We start from the raw sequence: 2,006 nt of genomic DNA on the forward strand, positions 1-2,006 counted from the left end.
GTCCTCGTCCAGTGGGTCGACACGGAAGGGGCCCGCCACAACGTTTGGGTCGAACCCCGCACAGGTACGGCGTATCCGCCGTGAAGAGAGCACCTGGCAGGATCCTTACGATCTGCACCCGTAGCCCGTAAAATCCCCGGCCCGGCGGACCGGCTCACCACGCCCGCCACTCGGGGGTGATACGGGCTGTGCCCAGGGCGTTGTTTCGCTTTTTGCCGGCACTGCCTGTCCTGACGTTCAACCGGCGCATAGGATGATCCGGACACCCCGGCAGAGCACACGATGGTCCGGATCAAAGTGATTTTCCACCTCAGCTGCACATCCAAGGGAACTAATGAACAAAGCCCGCACCCGTATCCTCGGACTGATCGCCGGCGGCCTGATTAGCGCAGGCGCCGCCGGCTGCGGCGCACCGACGGCCGGGCAGGTCCCCGCTGCCCCGGTGAGCTCGCCGGCCGCCACAGCAGAACAGAGTCAACAGACCCGGCAGACAAACCAGGGCACGAAAACCCCGCATGCCGAAACATCTCCGCCATCGCAGTCATCGGCCACCAGGGACGGCAGGGAAGAAGCCGCTTCCGCCGGCACCGCCCTGGCCCAATTGGAAACCATTCCCATCAAGGGCAGGGCGCCGAAAACCGGTTACGACCGCGACCGGTTCGGGTACGGATGGATGGACCCCGACCACAACGGCTGCGACGGGCGCAACGACATCCTCAAGCGCGACCTCACCGGCGAAACCTTCGAGCCAGGCACCCAGGACTGCATCGTGGAGGCCATCACCGAGACCGGGGGATCATCGTGGACCATTCGCACCTTTCCGCACGCAGCACCGGAAAACGTTCATCGCGGCGAACGCGTTTCACCGGAGGCCATCACCGAGACCGGGGGATCATCGTGGACCATTCGCACCTTTCTGCACACAGCTGCCAAAAACGTCCATCGTGGCGAACGCGTGTCACCGGGCGGAAGCAGGCACTGCCCGCCCTGGTCGCCAGCTTCGCCATTGCACTCTCCGGCTGCTCGGTACCGGCACCGGCCGAAGACCCTGCCACGGCCGGCAGTGTGGCTGAAGCCGAAACAGTTGCCACCGGTTCCGCACCGGAGACGAGCCCGGCACCCGCGCCCGAAACCACCACGACGGCACCGCCGCCCAGTTCGACTCCGACGCAGCCGGCGGAAGAGACTGCATCGGCCGGCACCGCCCTGGCCCAATTGGAAACCATTCCCATCAAGGGCAGGGCGCCGAAAACCGGTTACGACCGCGACCGGTTCGGGTACGGATGGATGGACCCCGACCACAACGGCTGCGACGGGCGCAACGACATCCTCAAGCGCGACCTCACCGGCGAAACCTTCGAGCCAGGCACCCAGGACTGCATCGTGTTGACCGGGACCCTGGCCGACCCGTTCACGGCCACCACGATCCGCTTCGTCCGCGGCGACACCACCAGCACCGATGTGCAGATTGACCATGTTGTCGCCCTCTCGGATGCCTGGCAGAAAGGTGCCCAGCAATTGGGGGAGAATCAGCGCGAAGTCTTCGCTAATGACCCGTTGAACCTGCTGGCCGTCGACGGGCCCACCAACGCCTCCAAAGGCGACTCAGACGCAGCGACCTGGCTGCCGCCGAACAAAGCATTCCGCTGCGAATACGTTGCCCTGCAAACGGCAGTCAAAGCTAAATACGGGCTGTGGATGACACAGGCCGAACACGACGCTATCGCCGGGATCCTTACCACCAAATGCCCCAATCAACCGGTCCCGGACGATGGGGGAGTGGAGGTGCCCATAGCCGCTACACCGGCCCCCGAAACAGAATCGCCGGCACCCGCAACGGACGGGCCACCGGAAACTCCGGGGAATGTCTACTACGAGAACTGCACGGCCGTCCGAGAGGCAGACACCGACCCGATCAGTGTCGGAGACCCGGGATGGGACACGAAGTTTGACGGTGACGGCGTTATCTGTAGTCACACCCTCTAAGGGTGCTATATGACGACGTT

1 protein-coding gene is annotated in these 2,006 nt (G+C 64.4%); it reads left to right on the forward strand.

Annotated elements, in window-relative coordinates; all coding sequences use genetic code 11:
* The first annotated feature begins 897 nt into the window (after positions 1-897).
* Positions 898-1,986 carry a GmrSD restriction endonuclease domain-containing protein gene (locus tag Y707_RS0122060; RefSeq protein WP_253905307.1) on the forward strand — a complete coding sequence of 363 codons (1,089 nt, stop codon included), beginning with the start codon at positions 898-900 and terminating at the stop codon, positions 1,984-1,986.
* Positions 1,987-2,006 lie beyond the last annotated feature (20 nt).

This window comes from Arthrobacter sp. H14, from assembly GCF_000520495.1.
Classification (GTDB): Bacteria; Actinomycetota; Actinomycetes; order Actinomycetales; family Micrococcaceae; genus Arthrobacter_C.